14 protein-coding genes and 1 pseudogene are annotated in these 17,392 nt (G+C 72.6%); 6 read left to right on the plus strand and 9 right to left on the minus strand.

Annotation, left to right across the window (positions count from 1 at the left end; all coding sequences use genetic code 11):
- Nucleotides 1-82: 82 nt before the first annotated feature.
- Nucleotides 83-547 carry a ribosomal maturation YjgA family protein gene (locus ABT070_RS37580; protein WP_351767436.1) on the minus strand — a complete coding sequence of 155 codons (465 nt, stop codon included), beginning with the start codon at nt 545-547 and terminating at the stop codon, nt 83-85.
- Nucleotides 548-630: 83 nt separating this feature from the next.
- Nucleotides 631-867, minus strand: coding sequence for a DUF5302 domain-containing protein (locus ABT070_RS37585; protein ID WP_351767398.1), 237 nt, complete (start codon nt 865-867; stop codon nt 631-633).
- 712 nt (nt 868-1,579) lie between these two features.
- Here ABT070_RS37585 and ABT070_RS37590 point away from each other — a divergent pair.
- From ABT070_RS37590 to ABT070_RS37600, 3 genes are all read left to right on the plus strand, one after another.
- Nucleotides 1,580-2,581 carry an Acg family FMN-binding oxidoreductase gene (locus ABT070_RS37590; RefSeq protein WP_351767399.1) on the plus strand — a complete coding sequence of 334 codons (1,002 nt, stop codon included), beginning with the start codon at nt 1,580-1,582 and terminating at the stop codon, nt 2,579-2,581.
- A gap of 398 nt (nt 2,582-2,979) precedes the next feature.
- Nucleotides 2,980-3,585, plus strand: coding sequence for an Rv1733c family protein (locus ABT070_RS37595; RefSeq protein WP_351767400.1), 606 nt, complete (start codon nt 2,980-2,982; stop codon nt 3,583-3,585).
- Between the two features lie 149 nt (nt 3,586-3,734).
- On the plus strand, nt 3,735-4,649 hold the full coding sequence (locus tag ABT070_RS37600; RefSeq protein ID WP_351767401.1) for a pyridoxamine 5'-phosphate oxidase family protein: 915 nt from the start codon (nt 3,735-3,737) through the stop codon (nt 4,647-4,649).
- 156 nt (nt 4,650-4,805) lie between these two features.
- Here ABT070_RS37600 and ABT070_RS37605 read toward each other — a convergent pair whose 3' ends face one another.
- The 3 genes and pseudogenes from ABT070_RS37605 to ABT070_RS37615 form a co-directional block, all read right to left on the minus strand.
- Entirely contained in the window at nt 4,806-7,175 is a 2,370-nt protein-coding gene (locus ABT070_RS37605; RefSeq protein WP_351767402.1) for a glycoside hydrolase family 65 protein, read from the minus strand.
- Complete coding sequence (locus ABT070_RS37610) at nt 7,172-7,558, minus strand: hypothetical protein (RefSeq protein ID WP_351767403.1); 387 nt, start codon at nt 7,556-7,558, stop codon at nt 7,172-7,174. The genes ABT070_RS37605 and ABT070_RS37610 overlap by 4 nt, the downstream gene beginning before the upstream one ends.
- Nucleotides 7,559-7,592: 34 nt before the next feature.
- Nucleotides 7,593-8,244 (minus strand): annotated as a pseudogene (locus ABT070_RS37615) (universal stress protein).
- Nucleotides 8,245-8,701: 457 nt separating this feature from the next.
- On the opposite strand from ABT070_RS37615, the gene ABT070_RS37620 reads away from it, so the two are divergent.
- Complete coding sequence (locus tag ABT070_RS37620) at nt 8,702-9,358, plus strand: CBS domain-containing protein (RefSeq protein ID WP_351767437.1); 657 nt, start codon at nt 8,702-8,704, stop codon at nt 9,356-9,358.
- 298 nt (nt 9,359-9,656) lie between these two features.
- On the opposite strand, the gene ABT070_RS37625 is transcribed toward ABT070_RS37620, so the two are convergent.
- The 3 genes from ABT070_RS37625 to ABT070_RS37635 all read right to left on the minus strand — a co-directional run bounded on the left by ABT070_RS37625 (nt 9,657) and on the right by ABT070_RS37635 (nt 13,050).
- Nucleotides 9,657-10,577: a universal stress protein gene (locus ABT070_RS37625; protein WP_351767404.1), complete on the minus strand. Its 921-nt coding sequence runs from the start codon at nt 10,575-10,577 to the stop codon at nt 9,657-9,659.
- A gap of 143 nt (nt 10,578-10,720) precedes the next feature.
- On the minus strand, nt 10,721-12,214 hold the full coding sequence (locus ABT070_RS37630) for a sensor histidine kinase (protein WP_351767438.1): 1,494 nt from the start codon (nt 12,212-12,214) through the stop codon (nt 10,721-10,723).
- A gap of 86 nt (nt 12,215-12,300) precedes the next feature.
- A complete protein-coding gene (locus ABT070_RS37635; RefSeq protein WP_351767405.1) occupies nt 12,301-13,050 on the minus strand; it encodes a response regulator transcription factor in 750 nt (249 codons plus the stop codon).
- Nucleotides 13,051-13,308: 258 nt separating this feature from the next.
- Here ABT070_RS37635 and ABT070_RS37640 point away from each other — a divergent pair, with 258 nt between their 5' ends.
- Nucleotides 13,309-14,661 carry a ferredoxin reductase family protein gene (locus ABT070_RS37640; protein ID WP_351767406.1) on the plus strand — a complete coding sequence of 451 codons (1,353 nt, stop codon included), beginning with the start codon at nt 13,309-13,311 and terminating at the stop codon, nt 14,659-14,661.
- A 7-nt stretch (nt 14,662-14,668) separates the two neighbouring features.
- Nucleotides 14,669-15,154, plus strand: coding sequence for an FMN-binding protein (locus ABT070_RS37645; RefSeq protein WP_351767407.1), 486 nt, complete (start codon nt 14,669-14,671; stop codon nt 15,152-15,154).
- A gap of 114 nt (nt 15,155-15,268) precedes the next feature.
- On the opposite strand, the gene ABT070_RS37650 is transcribed toward ABT070_RS37645, so the two are convergent.
- Nucleotides 15,269-16,987: a sensor histidine kinase gene (locus ABT070_RS37650; protein WP_351767408.1), complete on the minus strand. Its 1,719-nt coding sequence runs from the start codon at nt 16,985-16,987 to the stop codon at nt 15,269-15,271.
- Between the last annotated feature and the right edge of the window lie 405 nt (nt 16,988-17,392).

Raw genomic sequence — 17,392 nt, forward strand, 5'->3', positions numbered from 1 at the left:
TCCGCTTCTCCCGATCGGCCCGTGGCGTACCGCTCGCTGGCAGGCCAGGACGCGCCCCGCGGCGTCGGCTGCCGCTCCGGGTTCAGGTCGCTTCCTGAGGACATGCCGGACGGCTACGTCGGCGGTGCGAGGAGAAGGAACCGAGTGCGGTGTGGACGAGCCAGCCCACGCCCGCTCCGACCGCGTACCAGAACAGGTCGGGTGCGTTGAAGGTGGACCCGAGCACGAGGTGGGCAAGCGTGCTGTGCCGGGAGAGTTCGGTCGGCACCGGGCTGAGCTGGAGGAACTCGACCGCCCAACTGGCAGCCAGCGCGACTCCGGCGGCCGTCGGCGGCCTGACCCGGGGCGCCACCAGGACGAGGAGTGTGAAGAGCAGGAGGGTGTACAGCGCGTCGCCGCCGTACTTGGCCAGGTTCCCCGCCGCCACAGTTCTGAGTCCCGACCCCGCACCGACGGTCACCACCGCGGCCCCGGCCGCCGTCAGACGGGTGCGTACGTGGTCAGCGGAGCAGTCACGGGTTTCGAAGAGTCGAGCCACAAAAGTCATACTGCCTCGGGCAGGACGCGGCCGGCATCAGACCTCGCCTGATGCCGGCCGGAGTCAGTTCCGTCCTGAGGCCGTCGTGGAACTCAGCCGCCGCTCTTTCGACGGAACGACCGCTGACTCGCGGCCGGGCCGTGCGCGCCGTGGATCTTCGACGTGTCGGTGTTCGCAGCGGAGTCGGTGGCGTCCGCCTGCAGACCGCGCTTGCGCGCCAGCGCCTCCCGAAACTTGCGCTTCAAGTCGTTCTGGCCGTCGTTCTCGGGCGAGAGGGAACTGCTCTCGCCGTCAACCGACTCTTCGGGCGACGGAGACTCTGCAGCCATGGTGACCTCCTGGAACTGGGCAGTGGACAGTGGACAGCTTGTCATGGCGGCCACCTCTCGAGACACACACGTCTCCCCCGCCGACCGCCGTCCCGAGGAAGCGGAGCGGTCACCTCCAGCAGGGATTCCAGATCACGCGCGGGCCGGGGCATGGGCCGAAGGTCCTCGTCGACCGGCCGTCCGGCTCTGGTCCCGGCGCCGCAGGACGCCTTCTCCCTGTCCGACCGGTCCTGCGGAGTCGGGGAGTCGGGGACCAATACCAAGGGGGTTTGGGCCCTTCGGCCCATGACGGCCGGGTGGGCGGGAGCGACGGTAGGAGTGGCGCACCGAGACCACGGGCGCGAGGCCCGAATCCGGTGGCCGCGAGGAAACGGGTGACCGTTCTGGTACGGCCATGATCCGAGCGGGTAACCGAACGCTTCGCCCGCGGAGAGATCGAGGAGGACGAATACCGCCGCCGTCTGAGCGTCCTGCGTACCGGTGACGGCCGACAGGCCGACAGGCCGACAGGCCGACAGGCCGACAGGCCGACAGGAGCTGACCGGTCGTACCGCACACGTTGCCTGTTCCTGCGCCCCATCGCCATCGCCGCACACTCCGGATCCTGCGGCCGCGGCCATGCGCCCGCTCCCGGCACCACCGTGACATAGGGGAAGAGGCGGTGATCGCCCTTCCGTGAACGGCCGGTCGGCCCTGAAGGAAGGTACGTCAGGTGTCCGTGCACACACTCGAAACGACGACCGTGACAGCCCTCGTCGAAGACGCCTCAGCGGCTCCGTCCATGCACAACGCGCAGCCGTGGAGATTCCGGTTCCGGCGCGATGACAGCACCTTCCAGGTGTACTCGGATCTCGAGCGCGCCATGCCGCAGGTGGACCCCACGACCCGCGGTCTTCACCTGGGTTGCGCCGCTGCCCTGTTCAACCTGCGTGTCGCCGCCGCCGGCGCGGGCTGGGCGACGACCACCGAGCTGCTGCCCGACCCCGGGGACCCGCGCCTGCTCGCGGTGGTGCGGCTGACGAGTCCGGCGCTCACCGGGAACGGCGTCGAGGAGGACCTCATCCCGCTCTGTCCGGCGATCCGGCGCCGCCACACGAGCCGGCACCCGTTCACCGCGGAGGTGATACCCCAGGCCATCAAGGAATCCCTGAGCGCTGCCGCTCTCCTGGAGGGGGTGCGGCTGCTCTTCCCTGACGCATGGCATGTGCACACGCTGCTGGATCTGGTGCACGACGCCGATGGTCGCGACGCCATGGACGACGCCGCGTCCGAGGAACTCAGGCATTGGACCCGTGTGGGCACGGCAGCGGCGGAGGCGGTGAGCGACGGGGTGCCGGAGTACGCCTTCGGCCCTCGCCTGCGCTCCGGCAGGGCGCCCGTGCGTGACTTCGCCGGCAGGCGCGCCGTTCCCGGGCGGCCGACCGCCGCGTTCGAGGACGCGCCTCAGCTGGCCGTACTGGGCACCGCGACCGACCGGCCGAGGGACTGGCTGCTGGCGGGCCAGGCCATGGAGCGCGTACTGCTCCAGGCCACTCAGGACGGGCTCGCCACCTCACTCACCTCGCAGGCGCTCGAATGGCCGGAACTGCGATGGACCGTGCGCGACCCGCAGTCGACGATGGGATTCGTCCAGATGGTGCTCCGGCTGGGATACGGCCCTTCGGGTCCCGGAACACCGCGCCGCGCCGTGGACGACGTGCTCGACATCGTGTGAGCCCGCTCATCGGGCCGAGCGGGCTCCGTCGGGCGGAGGCGACGCCGGCGAGAAGCAGTTCTCCTCTTCCTGTGTGAAGTGCAGACGCAGGACGGTGTTCCGTCCGTAGAGGCAGGAGCGAAGGTCGTCGAGTCGCTCGGGAGCCGGGCCGCCGTCGACACGGGACAGGTCGAGGTGGGCCGCGCCCCACCAGGGAGACCTTGGCGCGGACGAAGACGCGGCAGGCGACGTAGTGATGCCACAGGGACGCGCGACTCTGCCCACTGAGCCGAAATACCGGAGCCTGGGCCGAAATCCCGGCCCCCAGGGACTTTCGGCCCAAGGCACCGGGTCCCTCGTCGTCGGACAGTGGGAAGACGTTGTGGGGGCACGGCCGGCGAGTTTCTGGAGGCCGACTCATGAGCGCACAGGATTCGCCGAACGCATCCGGGCCGCCGTCGAGGCGCCGCGGCGACGACGCGACCGGGAGCGCGAATTCCCTGAGACGTACGTCCGACCGGATCGAGTGCTGGTTCCGCCGCGTCCTGATGCTCGTGCTCGTCGCGGGGCTGCCGGTGGCGGCGGTCGGCGCGGGAGTGACGTCGTACCAGGCGTCCATGCGCACCGTGCGGGCCCAGGCCGCGGAACGGCATCAGGTCACCGCCCGGCTCACGTCGACCGTCAAGGGCGGCGACTGGGCGAAGCGGCCGGCGCAGGTCCGCTGGACCGACGCCGACGGCACCCCGCGGACGGGAGCGGCCCCGGTGAAGCCCGGCACTTCCAAGGGCACCGCCATGCATGTGTGGGTGACACGGGACGGAACCGTCACCACTGCGCCGACAAGCACGCTCAACGCGACGACCAGCGGCTGGCTCATGGGCGGGACGGCGGCGTTCGGCGTGGCCGCCGGGTGCCACGCGGCCTGGGTCGGTATGCGCCTGCTCCTGGACCGGAGAAGGTACGCGCAGTGGGACGCCGAGTGGGACCTCGTGGAACCGCGGTGGTCCGCACGGTTCCGCCATTGACGAGCAGGAGGTCGGACAGAAGCCCACGGGTGCCTTCGGCCGACGCCCCGCACGGCGTCGGTGGGCCGGCCTCCCGGGCTCGCCCCGTGCGGCTGCACGCCGCGCGCGGCACGTTGAACACAGCACCACTCGGACGAAAGGGCGGCGCCATGAGAGCTCACCTCGGCGACCAACTCGTCATCGAAAGCACCAGAACCAGCGCCGCCAAGCGCGACGGCGAGATCGTCGGACTCCATCACGAGGACGGCACTCCACCCTACGACGTGCGCTGGTCGGACACGGACGAGGTGACACTCGTGTTCCCCGGACCCGACGCGCACATCCACCATCTCGAACACGGTCGGGCCGGGATCGCACATCCCCCATCCGACCCCGACCCCGGCCCGGCCGAGCCGGAGGCCGTGCCGCACGGAACACCCCACCCCGCGGACATCGGCCGGCGTGTAGCCGTCGAACGCCGAAGGCGCAACCTCAGCCGCGAGGAGACGGCGCGACGCGCCCGCATGTCCCCCGGCTACCTCGAGTACCTTGAGGAACGTCCTGCCGACCCGAGTATCGCGACCCTCATCAAACTGGCGGACGCACTGGGCACCACCGTCACCGCGCTGCGTGGCGGAGGAACGGATCTGCCACCCGGCCTGGGAGAGGCTCTGCTGCGTCCCGAGTTGCGGGACATCGGCCCGGAGGAGTGCCGCACCCTGCTCTCCACCCACGGCGTGGGGCGGGTCGCGGTGTGGGCGGCCGACGGCAGCCCGGCGGTCGTCCCGGTCAACTACGACGTCGTCGACGACGCGATCGTCTTCCGGACCGCGCCGAACTCCACGCCCGCGGCGGCCGTCGGGACGGAGGTCGCCTTCGAAGTCGACCACATGGACGAGGCCATGAGCCGCGGCTGGAGCGTCCTCGCCGTCGGCCCCGCGACCGTCGTGACCCAGCCGATGGAGGTGCGCAGGCTCGCCGAACGCGCCCGCACCACACCATGGGCGGGCGGTGAACGCGAGATGTGGGTGTCGATCCGCCCCGCGCGCCTCACGGGCCGCCGCATCACTCCGGTCGATGGATGAGAGCAGGCGGCGCGGTGGGTCCACGGCTCGCGGCGGACACCGCCGACGCGCTCGGAGGGAATGCCCCGGTACCGGCCTCGCACCGCGGCCCGTGCGGGGGCAGGGGTTGCCCGGTCCCCTCCGGGGGCCGTCCGGCCCCTCCGCGTGCGCCCGCCGTCAGTCCGGAAGGAACAGGTGACACGTCTCGCCCGGTTGCACGCTGACCGCCCGGTCCGGCAGCCGGATGTCGATCGGTGCGCGGTCGGACGGCGGCACCGTCACTTCCAGCCCGCCGCGCTCCAGGCGCAGCCGCACGCCCCAGTGCCCCTGGTACCGGAGGGAGAACCCGTAGGACGAGAGCTCCGGCAGTGGCACCGGATCGAGCCACAGCGCCCCCTCGCGGGTCTCCAGTCCGGTCAGTCCCCGCTGGACGAGGTCGAGGGTGCCGGCCATCGCGCCCAGGTGGATGCCCTCGCCCGTGGTGCCGCCCTGGAGGTCGGCGATGTCGCCGCGCAGGGCCTCCTGGCAGTACGTCCACGCCTCGGCGCGCCGTGCTCGGGCCAGGACCCAGCCGTGCACCAGCCCGCTGAGGGTGGAGCCGTGGCTGGTGCGCGCGAGATAGTGGTCGACCGTCCGGTGCCAGGTGTCCTCGTCCAGCGGGTATCCCAACCGCTCGAAGAGAGAACGGAGTTCGGCCGGCGAGAAGAGGAAGCCGAGCATCAGCACGTCGGCCTGTTTGGACGCCTTGTAGCGGTTGACGGTGTCGCCCTCCGCCTCCAGGATCCGGTCCAGGCGCCGGATGTCGCCGTACCGCTCGCGGTAGCCCTCCCAGTCGAGTTCGGTGAGGGTGTCGTAACCCTCGAACTGGCTGATGACACCGTCGTGGAAGGGCACGTGGAGCGTGCGCGAGACGTCCTCCCACTGTTCGAGCTCGCCGTCGTCCAGGCCGGTGCGCTCGGTGAGTTCGCGCCGCCGGGGTTCGGGCAGGATCCGCAGGACGTCCAGGGCACGGGTGAGCACCCAGGCGGCGGTGACGTTGGTGTACGCGTTGTCGTCGAGACCGGGCTGCCGTGCGTCGGGATAGGCGTCGTGGTACTCGTCGGGGCCCATCACGCGCCGGATGCGGTGGCGGCCCAGCCGCTCGTCCCAGGTGGCCGAGTCCGCCCAGAAGCGGGCGATCTGGAGCAGCATCTCGGCGCCCTTGGTGTGCAGGAACTCGGCGTCGCCGCTGGCCTCGCAGTACCGCCACACGTTGTACGCCACCGCCGAGCCGACGTGCCTCTGGAGCCGTGAGTGGTCCGGCAGCCAGCGCCCCGACCGGGGGTTGAGGTGCAGCCGCTGCGTCTCCTCGCGACCGTCGCTGCCGCTCTGCCAGGGGTACAGCGCGCCACGCCGGCCGATCGCACGGGCCGCGGCGCACGCGCGGTCGAGGCGGCGGTGCCGGTAGCGGAGCAGGGCGCGGGAGACCTCCGGGAAGTGCAGGTCGAGGTACGGCAGCACGAACAGTTCGTCCCAGAAGACATGGCCGCGGTACGCCTCGCCGTGCAGTCCTCGGGCCGGTACGCCGGCGTCCAGGTCCGCCGTGTGCGGGGAGAGGGTCTGCAGGACGTGGAAGAGGTGCAGCCGCAGGATGTCTCCGGCCGCCCCGGCCACGTCCAGTTCGGCTCGTCGCCACAGCTGGTCCCAGGCCGTCAGATGCCCTTCGAGCAGCTCGTCGAAGCCGGGCGCCGCGCCGACGCGGTCGATCGCGGCGTCCAGGGGGTCGCTGATCGCGGGATCGCGGGACGTGTGCAGGGCGACGGTCTTGTCGACGGTGACGGTCCGGCCGGGCCGCAGACCGAGACGCACCCGCTGCCCGACGCGCGATTCCTCGTGCCGGTCGATGACCGGCGCGTCGGCGTCCAGCCTGGCCGCCATGCCGATCCGGACGTCGGACGTGCGGGTACGGCAGCGCAGCCACACGGTGTCCGGCTCGACGGACCCGGTGCGCAGCCGGGTGAGGTGACGGCCGTCGAGGTCCCGGTAGCGCGCGACCCCCGAGTTGGTGACACCACCGTCCAGCGCCGCCTCCACATCGAGTTCTCCGGTGAAACCCTCGGCCGTGAACTCGGTGCGCAGGGCCGCCAGATGGGGGTCGGCCATGTGCACGAGGCGCTGCTGGCGCACCACGAGCACCCGCCCCTCGCCGAGCTCGAACCGCGTGCGGCGCTCCAGCAGGCCCGAGGCCAGGTGCAGCACCTGCCGGTGGGCCGACACCTCGGCCGTGTCGGGGGTGAGCCATTGCTGCCCGGCGAGACGGAACCGGAGCGGCAGCCAGTTCGGGAGGTTGACCATGTCCTCGTTCTCCACCCGGCGTCCCGCGACGTCCGTGGCGAGCCGGTCGTAGCAGCCCGCCACATAGGTGCCCGGGTAGTGCACGTCGTCCGCGGTGCACTCCGGCAGCGCACCGCGGGTGGCGAAACAGCCGTTGCCCAGCGTGCACAACGACTCCCGCAGGCGCTCCTGTGCCGGGTCGTAGCCGTGGTACTCCCACGTCCAGCCCGTCACCGCCGTGCTCCCTCGCCGAGCAGCTCTCCGAGGTCGTCCACGACGATGCCGGCTCCGTGCCGCACGAGCCTGGCCCGCGTGTCAGGATCGGCGGTGCGGTCCACGCCGACGACAAGGGCGAGGCCGCGCGAGGCCGCGAAGGCGGCGGCGCCGTCGAGGCGGGACCTGCCGTCCACGTCCCGCAGACAGTCGCAGCCGGAGTCGAAGGGGCGACCCCGCGCGGGATCCTCGGGAGGGTTCTCGGTCAGGAAGGTGTCGGAGGCGGTCTTCCACGCGGCGGCGTGCACCCTCGCCGAGTCGGTGATCACTCCGTCGGTGTCGCACACGGCCGCCTCGACGCCCCGCGGTGCGGGCGCGAGCACGTCACGGGACCCATCAGCCATCGTCACTCGCCCTCCGGACGGACACGTACAACGTTCACACCGTCTGCGGTACGACCGCCACCGGGCAGTGCGCGTGGTGGAGGAGGGTGTGGCTCACCCGGCCCGGCTGAGGCCCGAGGTGGCCGTGCCCGCGCCGGGCCCCGACGATCACCAGATCGGCGGCTTCCGAGCGCCGCACCAGGACGCTGCGGGCCGGCCCCTCGGCCGTGACCCGGCGCACCAGGACACCGGGATGGACCGCCACGGCATCCTGCAGCAGCGTGTCGAAGCCGGGCCGAGGCCCGCTCCTCGTGCCGACGCGCCGGCTCCCCCGCGAGCGCGGGATCGTCCGCGCCCTCGTGAGCGGGGCATCGCCGTGCGCGTACGACGTCCAGGGGACAACCGCCTGCCCCGGCCTCGCGAAAGGCGGAGCGCACGGCCTCGATCGCGTGGCCGCAGCGGTGATCTCACATCCGGATGCCGCTGTCCGGCACGCTCGGCCGCGGCGGCGACGACGTTCTCCGCGACAACGCGCTTCGACGGACGGCTGAGGCCGTTGGACGGAACGGCTCGCTCGTACCGCTCCCAGCGCGAGGCGTACACCAGCCGCAGCGGGAGGTCGTGCCGGGCGGCCTCGTCCACTGCCCGGTCGACCGCCGTCAGACTCGCGTCGATCCCTCGACGCCCATGACCAGGGGAAGTGTCATCGTCCCCACCGCCTTTCCTGCAGCACAGGGGCCACTTCGCCCTCGCACCGGTGGGCGGCCCGGACGAGGGGCGGACGGGCCCCTGGCGGGGACGATCGGCCCATGCGGCCCCAGCGGTCATGGCAGGAAGCTGAAGTCGAGGCCCCTGAAAGGGGTTCCTGAACACTGCCACCCACGAAAGCGAGGCTCAGCCATGAAGGCCACGGGGACAGGAGCTCTCATGGCCAGCGATGTCGTCACCGCGCGGTGCGACCTCTCCTACCTCTCCTACCGCCTCGACGACAAGCCCCCGCAGCCGGCCGGTCGTGCCGTGCACGAGCACGAGGCCGCCGGTCTCGGAGATCACACCGATCACCTTGTGGTTCCCGTCGATCACCGGGAGGGCGAGCCGCCCTCGTTCCGAGGTGAACGCCGCCCGGTTTCCCCGTCCCGGCCTGATCGTTTCGAGGAGGAGACCATGCAGACCAGCCCGCACGTCGTGAGTGATGTGATGACCCGCGCCGTCGTCGCCGTCGGCCGCGACGCACCGTTCAAGGACATCGTCCGGCTCATGGAGCAGTGGAAGGTGAGCGCGCTGCCCGTACTCGAGGGCGAGGGCCGGGTGATCGGAGTCGTCTCGGAGGCCGATCTGCTGCCCAAGGAGGAGTTCCGGGACAGCGTTCCGGACCGGCTCACCCGGCGGGAACGCCTGGCCGACCTGGCGAAGGCCGGCGCGCTGACCGCCGAGGAGGTGATGAGCAGCCCCGCGGTCACCGTGCACGGCACCACCACGCTGGCCGAGGCGGCCCGCATCATGGCCCGGCGCAACGTCAAACGGCTGCCCGTCATCGACGCCGAGGCGAAGCTGGAGGGTGTCGTCAGCCGCTCGGATCTGCTCAAGGTGTTCCTGCGGGACGACGAGGACCTCACCGAGGAGGTGCGTCACGAGGTCGTCGACCACCTGTTCCCGCCGGCCGCCGACCACATCCGGGTCGAGGTGTCCGAGGGGGTCGTGACTCTCACCGGATGGGTGGACCGCGCCGAGCTGATACCGGTGGCCGAGCGGCTGGCGCGGGCCGTCGAAGGAATCGTGGACGTCCGCTGTCGCCTCACCGCCGGAAGCGGCACCCCCTGACGCGCGGCGGCGATCCACGCGGCTCCGGCGCCCACGCCGTTCTGAGGTCGACTGCCCTGGTTCCACCTGCTGTTGATCGTGGCAGCGGTGTGCGCGACCGGTGAGCCACCGGCCGCGCACACCTGATGCGGCCCGACGCGCCCTGTCTCAGCCGCGCCGCACCTGGATGGTCCCGGGTCCCCGCCTTCTCCTCCGGGACCGGGACTGGGACCGTGATGGACACGATCGGCCGTGGCCACCGGTCGTTCCTCGACTGCGCTGCGGTATCGCGCGGAGGACCGGGCCGGCCTGCCGCACCTCAGTCGTGCGGCACCACCGCCACCGGCGCCGAGGCGTGGTGCAGCACCGCATGGGCCACCGGGCCGATGCGGCCGCCGATCAACGCGTGCCGCCTCTTCCGCCCGACGACGACCAGCGACGCGTCCCGCGAGGCGTCCACCAGATGACGTCCCGCGTTGCCGACGACGGCCTGCGCCCGCACCTCCACCCCGGGGAACTTCTCCTTCCAGGGGCGCAGGACGTCGCTCACTCCCTTCCTGGTCTCCTCCGCCAGCTCGGCGCCGAGTCCGGAGTCGATGGCCGCGCCGTAGCCGTAGACGGTCGCCGGATTCCAGCCGTGCACGACCCGTAGGGCGGCTTCCCGACGGTGGGCGGTCTCGAAGGCGAACTCGACGACGGCGTCCCCCGGTTCCTCCAGGTCCAGCCCCAGCACGACGTCACGGTACGCAGTGCTGTCCGACGCGGCGCCCGTGGCGTCCGGACGATGCTCGTCTTCGGCGTGCTCACCCGCCCGTACGAGGACGACGGGCCGCTCGGTGCGTGCCACGACCGCGAGAGCGACGGAGCCGACCAGGAACCCGGCCACCGTGCCGAGGCCCCGGGAGCCGAGGACCAGCAGTTCGGTGTCCTTGTCCTCGACGGCTGCCAGCAGGGCCGGCACGGCCTCCGTCTCGGCCTGCCGGGTGGTGATCCGCAGGCCGGGGTGGCTTTCCGTCAGCCGGGACTCCGCCTCCCGCAGCAGCTGAGCGGACCAGTCGCGCCGCGCCTCGACGGCGCCCGGCGCCGGGACCCCCATGTACGGGACGTACAGAGAACCCAACGGGTCCCCGGCATGCAGGAGAAGCAGCGGGGCCTCTCGTTGCGTTGCTTCGCGAGCGGCCCAGTCTGCGGCGGCCAGGCTTTCGGCCGAGCCGTCGAGACCGACGATGATGGCGGGCATGTGCGGACCTCCTTCAGGGATGCGCTCTCAGTCTCCGGGCCGCGCGGGTGCCGCAGGAGGGGCCGGAGGTCCCGACCGGAGGCCGATCGGCCTCCGGCGGGACAGGGACACGGACAGGGGAGGACGGAACGTCGGCATCCTGGTCATCCGTCGCCGACGGGGACCCGCACCGTGAACACGGTCGAGCCGGGGGCGCTTTCGAGGGCGACACTGCCGCCGTGGGCCTCTGCCACCGCCGCCACGATCGAGAGGCCGAGGCCGGTACCGGTGCCGCTCTCCACGCCCTCCGTGCGACGGCGGTCCCCGTGGGTGAACCGCTCGAAGACTCTGGGCCGGACGTCCGGGGCGACGCCGGGGCCGTCGTCGTGGACCTTGAGCACCGCCGTGCCGTCCTCGGTCTCCAGGGAGATGGTGACCGTGCTGCCGACGGGTGTGTGCAGGCGCGCGTTGGCCAGCAGGTTGGCCAGCACCTGATGGAGCCGATGGGCGTCACCCGGCACGGTCACCGGTTCCTCGGACAGCTCCAGCATCCAGCGGTGTCCGGGGCCGGCGGCCTGCGCGTCCGTCACCGCGTCCAGGACCAGACGGGTCAGGTCCACGGGACGGCGCTCCAAGGGACGCCCCGCGTCGAGGCGGGCGAGGAGCAGCAGGTCGTCGACCATCTCGCCCATGCGGGCCGCTTCGGCCTCGATGCGTTCCAGGGCCCGCGCCACCTTCTGCGGCACCGGGCCGGGGTGCAGCAGCGCCAGTTCGGCGTGGCCGCGGATCGACGCCACGGGCGTGCGCAGCTCGTGACTGGCATCGGCGGCGAAACTGCGCAGCCGCTCCTCGCTCGCGTGGCGCTTGGTCAGCGCCTCCTCGACATGGCCCAGCATCGTGTTGAACGCGTCGGCGACCCGGCCGACCTCACTGCGCGGGTCGGCCTCGGGCGCGCGCGGCCAGAGGCCCACCTCGCCGCTGGAGAGCGGCAGCCGGCTGACCTTCGTGGCGGTCGCGGCCACCCTGCTGAGCGGTCGTAGCGACCAGCGCACCCACAGCGCTCCGGCGAAGCCCGCCACGGCGAGCGCGGCGCCGAGGACGACCGCGGCGACCAGCTCCAGCCGGTGGACGGTGGCCTCGACGGGCTCGGTGGGCAGCCCGGTGATCAGGACGTCACCGTCCCTGCCCCGGACCGCCATCACCCGGTAGTCGTCCAGCGCGGAGAGGTCGATCGTGTGGCCCCTGCCGTCGGCCGGCACCGCGGCGAGCGTTCTTCTGTCCGCGGCGGCGAGTGGGACGTTCTGTGCGCCCGCGCCCGTACTGGAACCCACCACCGCGGCGTTGGTGACGGTGTCGCCGACGAGGCGGGCTCCGAAGGTGCCGACGGTCTGACGGCGGGTGTCGCCATCGCCGTCGCCATCGACGTCGCCATCGCCATCGCCGTCGCCATCGCCGTCGTGGTCCGAGGGCCGGGTCCCGCCGTGCTCCAGGCTCGCCGGGAACCGTTCGCCCGTCTCGCGCAGCTGCTGGTCGAGGCGGCCGGTGAGGAAGCCGTTCAGTTCGACCACCGCCGCCACCCCGACGGCCGCGCAGCTGACCGCGAGCAGTACGACGAGTCCGGCGGTGAGCCGCGCCCGCAGGGTGTGCGGCCGCGGCAGGCGGGCCGGCCACCGCCTCGCCCCGCGCCGGAACGGACCGCGCCGGAACGGACCGTGTGCGAGGCGCTGTCGCCGGCCGCCCGGCCTCACCGGGCCACCGGCTTGAGCACGTATCCGGCGCCCCGCACCGTGTGGATCATGGGCGGGCGACCCGCGTCCACCTTCTTGCGCAGGTAGGAGATGTACAGCTCGACGACATGGGCCTGCCCGCCGAAGTCGTAGGACCACACCCGGTCGAGGATCTGCGCCTTGCTGAGGACGCGCCGCGGGTTGCGCATGAGGAAGCGGAGCAGTTCGAACTCCGTCGGGGACAGCTCGACGAGCTCGCCACCACGGGTGACCTCGCGGGCCTCCTCGTCCATGACCAGGTCCCCGACGGTCAGCCGCGGCCCGTCCGCCGCCTGGCGGGCCATGCCGGCCCGGCGCAGCAGTCCCCGCAGGCGGGCGACGACCTCCTCCAGGCTGAACGGTTTCGTCACGTAGTCGTCGCCGCCCGCCGTGATGCCCGCGATGCGGTCCTCGACCGCGTCCCTGGCGGTCAGGAAGAGCACACACACGTCGGGGCGTACGGCCCGCAGCGAGCGCAGCACGGCGAAGCCGTCGGTGTCCGGGAGCATTACGTCGAGGACGATGGCGTCGGGCAGCAGCTCGCGTGCCTCGGCGACGGCCGAGGCACCGTCGCCCGCCGTGCGCACCTGCCAGCCGTCGTAGCGCAGGGCGCCGGAGAGAACCTCCGCGAGGTCGGGGTCGTCGTCGACGACCAGGACCCGGAGCGGGGCGCCGTCGGTCCGGGTCAGCACGGGGCGGCCGGAGCCGCGGGGGCGGGAAGTGTTCATCTCGGTTACCAGGATGCGGCCTCGCCGCGTCGTGAGCTGCCTTCCCCACCTCTGAGTTCCCTCTGAGTCCGCCCTGCCCGCGACCGCCGCCGATCGCCCGGACGGCCCTCCCCACCTGCGCCTGGCCGGCCCTCCCCACCTGCGGCGGGGCCGCACCACCTGCCGGCCGCTGAGAGCGGGCTCAGAGGTTGTGTCGGCACAGTGTCGTTCCGGACGGCCGAAGTACGGGGCCGTGAGGACAGCCGAAGGGACTTGCGGATGACGACGGCCCACGCGCGACCGAGGGTGGCCCCGGCGCCTCCCGCTCCACGGCGCTCGCCCGTCGGCCCGGTGCTCGCCCTCCTGTGGGGCGGGGCCGCCGCCGTGGTCGCCCTGTGGTGGCACGACACGGGTACGGTCGTCGGCGCCTCTGGCTGGCTGACCGGGTCCGGGCGGATCGCGGGACTGCTGTGCGGGTACGCCTGCGCCGTCCTCGTCGCCCTGATGGCCCGCGTCCCGCTCCTGGAGCGGCGGATCGGGGCGGACCGGGTGACGCGCTGGCACGCGATGGCGGGCCGCTACACGGTCTGTCTGCTCGTCGCGCACATCGTGCTGATCCTGCTCGGGTACGGCGCCCAGGACGGTTCCTCGATCGTGGACGAGGCGCTCACCGTGGTCCTGGACTACCCGGACATGCTCAAGGCCACCGCCGGCACCGTCATCCTGTTCGCGGTCGGGATCGTCTCGGCCCGCGCGGTGCGCCGCCGGGTCAGTCACGAGTTCTGGTTCTACACGCACCTGCTGACGTACGCGGCGGTCTTCCTCGCCTTCGGCCACCAGCTCGCCCTGGGGTCCGACCTCGTCGGCAGCCGGCCCGTCCAGGCCGCCTGGTACGCGTTGTACCTGGGCGTCGCGGCCCTGGTGCTGTGGTTCCGGATCCTCGCTCCGGTACGGCTGAACCTGCGGCACCGGCTGCGGGTCGACTCGGTGCACCGGGAGGCGCCGGGCGTGTACTCCGTCGTGGTCCGCGGCCGGCGGCTGGACGAGATGGGCGCGCGGCCGGGGCAGTTCCTGCGCTGGCGGTTCCTCACCGAGGGCATGCGCTGGACCTCGACGCCGTACTCCCTGTCGGCGCCGCCGCGCCCGGACCTGCTGCGCATCACCGTCAAGGCGCTGGGCGACCACAGCGCCGCCGTCGGCCTGCTGCGGCCGGGCACCCGCGTGTGGGCGGAGGGGCCGTACGGGGCGCTGACCGCGGACCGGCGGAGCGCGCACAGGTCCCTGCTGATCGCGGGCGGCGTCGGCATCACCCCGCTGCGCGCCCTGTTCGAGACGCTGCCGGGCGACGTCACCCTCCTCTACCGCGCCCGCACCGCCGAGGACCTCGCCCTGGGCGCCGAGCTGGAGACCGTCGCGCGGTGGCGCGGGGCGAAGGTGCACTACGCGCTCAACGGCCCGCACGGCCGGCGCCCCGACCTCACGGCGCGGACCCTGCGAGCGGCCGTACCCGACCTGGCCGCCCACGACGTGTATCTGTGCGGCCCGCACGGGTTCGCGCAGGACCTGTACGAGGCGCTGCACGCCGCCGGGGTCCCGGACAGCCGTATCCACCACGAGTCCTTCGAGCTGTGAGGCCGTCTTGCACACGTTGAAGAAGAACCGTCCGCTGCGCCGCATCGTGCTGGCGAGCGCCGCGACCGTCTCCGGGATGGTCCTGCTGCTGTCGCTGAAGCCGCACACGGCACCGGCCGTCGCCGGATCGGCGTCCTCCTCCGTGCCCTCCGCCGGCTCCAGCGCGTCGAGCGGGACAACCGGGTCGGGCGGGTCGGGCGGAGCCGCCGCCACGGGAACGCGGACCCTCACCGGGGACTCCGTCCAGACCCGCTGGGGCCCCGTCCAGGTCCGCGTCACCCTGAAGGACGGAAAGCTCACCGACGTCACCGCGGTCACCTACCCCCAGGAGAACCCGAGGGACCAGCAGATCAACGCGTATGCCATCCCGCAGCTGACCCGGGAGGCGCTCACGGCCCAGAGCGCGGACATCGACACCGTCTCCGGAGCCACGTATACGAGTGACGGCTACCGCCAGTCGCTCCAGTCGGCACTGGACTCCGCGAGCGGCTGACGCCCGCCCCCGCCCCCGGAGCCCTTCCCGGGCCGCCGTCCGCCGGTCGGGGCACACGCGGGCGACCGTCCCCCGTCCCCGTCCCCTGCCCCGTCCCCTGCCCCTGCCCCTGCCCTACGGCTTCCGCGCCGGCACCCGCCACACCAGCCTGGCGCCGCCGGCCTCCGGCTTCTCCAGGTCCAGTCGGCCGCCCAACTGCTCGGCGCGCTCCGCCATGTTGCGCAGCCCGCTGCGGCGGCCGTCGGCGGGGATTCCCACCCCGTTGTCCGTGACCGACAGCCGGATCTCCCGTCCGTCCGTGGCCAGGAGTACGTCGGCGCGGTCCGCGTGGGCATGCCGGGCGATGTTGGTCAGTGCCTCGGAGAGCACCGCCACCACGTGGTCGGCGATCTCCCTCGGCACGTCGGTGTCCAGCAGACCCTCCATCCGGACGCCGGGGGCGAAGCCGAGAACGGGCGCCGCCTCCCCGACCACCCGTACGGCGCGGGCCCGCAGGCCGGCTTCCCCCGCGCCCTCGCGGGTACGCAGGCCGAAGATCGTCGATCTGATGATCTTGATGGTCTCGTCCAGGTCGTCGACCGCGCGCACCACGCGCTCGGCGGCCTCCTCGTGCTCGATGAAGCGACCCGCGCTCTGGAGCGTCATGCCGGTCGCGAACAGCCGCTGGATGGCCAGGTCGTGCAGGTCGCGTGCGATGCGGTCGCGGTCCTTGAGCACCGCGACCTCCTCGGCGTCGTGACGTCGTTCCGCCAGTTCCATCGCGAGGGCGGCCTGCCCGGCGAAGGCCTTCAGAGGATCGGTCTCCATCGGCGAGAACACCGGCTCACCGGTCATACGCGCCAGCAGGACCACGCCTCGTGGACCCGCGTCGCCCGTGCCGATGGGCACAGCCACGGCCGGACCGAGCCCTCCGAACCTCGGCGGCTCCAGGCAGATTCGTTCGTCCTGGCCGACATCGGCGCTGGAGACCGTGGCGGCGCCGGAGAAGGCCAGCCCCATCAGGCTGCTGTCCATGGGCAGGACAAGGCCCCGGTGTGCCTCGGCGTCCATGCCGACGGCGATCTCCACGGCGAGCGACCCGGTGTCCCCCATGGGCAGGGCGACCGCGGCGAGGGCGGATCCGGTGATCTCACCGGCCCGCTCGGCGATGAGCGCGAGGACCTCCGTGCGGTCGGCGCCGGACATCAGGCTGTGGGTGATCTCCGCGTTCGCCCGCAGCCAGCGTTCGCGCAGCCGGGACTCCTCGTACAGACGCGCGTTGTCGATCGCGACACCGGCCGCCACGGCGAGCGTCAGCGTGACCGAGACGTCCTCCTCGTCGAACTGGGCGCCGCCCCGCTTCTCGGTCAGGTACAGGTTGCCGAAGACCTGGTCGCGCACCCGGATGGGAACGCCGAGGAAGGTGCTCATCGGAGGGTGGTGCGCCGGGAAGCCGTACGAGGCCGGATGCTCGGAGATCTTCGCCAGCCGCAGCGGCTCGGGGTGACGGATCAGCTCCCCCAGGATCCCGTGCCCCTCCGGGTACGGGCCGATACCGGCGATCTGCTCCTCGCTGACCCCGACCGTGTGGAAGGCCGACAACCGCCTGCCGTCCGGGCCGATCACGCCGAGCGCCGCGTACTCCGCGTCGACCAGCACCGCGGCTGCCTCCACGATGCGGTGCAGGGCCTGCTCCAGATCCAGCTCCCGGCCGACCGACAGCACCGCCTCCAGCAGGCTGTGCACCCGGTCACGCGTGCCACGGGCCGCGTCCAGGCGTGCCTGGAGCTCCTCCAGCAGCTCGTCCAACCGCAGTTGCGGCAGCCGCACGCGAGCCTCCTCCGGGCTTCCCACCGGTAGTCCTCCAGATCCCTCGGCGCACGGACACCCACTGGTCCCGTCATCCGTCACGGTAGTAGTCGGCCGGGGGGCGCGGTACCAGATCCAGCCGCGTGCCCAGGACTCCGGTTCAGGCACTCCCGTTCGTCCGTCAGAGGTCCCGGCCCGGACCGCCCGCCCTCGCGCGTCGCAGCCCAGGGCCTCCGGTCCGCGGCCCGCTCCATGCCCGGCATGCTGGACACGATCCTCGGCATCGGCCCGAACGGCGATTCCGTGCAAGGGCCACCACGATCCCCACGTGCCGGCCCCGGCCGCCTCTCCGGAGACGGTGCACCGCCGGTAGACCACCGCCGGTAGGCCACCGCCGGTGGGCCATCGCCGGGATGAGGGCCGTCCGGCCCACGGCGAGGGACCATCGGC

Source organism: Streptomyces sp. NPDC002884, assembly GCF_040295245.1.
Taxonomy (GTDB): Bacteria; Actinomycetota; Actinomycetes; order Streptomycetales; family Streptomycetaceae; genus Streptomyces.